Source organism: Halomonas sp. SIMBA_159 (genome assembly GCF_046536035.1).
Lineage (GTDB): Bacteria > Pseudomonadota > Gammaproteobacteria > Pseudomonadales > Halomonadaceae > Vreelandella > Vreelandella venusta_A.
In genome coordinates this window covers 1-229 of the sequence record NZ_JAWJBT010001813.1, presented here as the reverse complement: position 1 = coordinate 229, position 229 = coordinate 1, and the positions used below count along the sequence as shown (strand labels likewise).

Annotated in this window: 1 protein-coding gene; it reads right to left on the bottom strand. The window is 47.2% G+C overall.

Annotation, left to right across the window (positions count from 1 at the left end):
- The coding region (locus tag R0J87_RS25455; RefSeq protein WP_498889798.1) for an NAD(P)H-dependent oxidoreductase at positions 1–229 on the bottom strand (229 nt) is incomplete at both ends.

Genomic DNA, 229 nt, shown 5'->3' with positions numbered 1-229 from the left:
GGCCAGTTCATCACCCATGTTTAATGCTTCTGCGTAAACAAACTCAACCTCAGTCATGCCGACAAAGCCAAGGATAGTGGTCAGGTAAGGAACCATAGTGTCTGTGGCGTTACCTTTATGCATGCCGCCACGAGAAGAAACAACAATCACTTTTTTACCTGTCAGCAGACCAACAGGCCCATTTTCAGTGTAAGAGAAAGTCACACCTGCACGGGCAATCAGGTCAAAC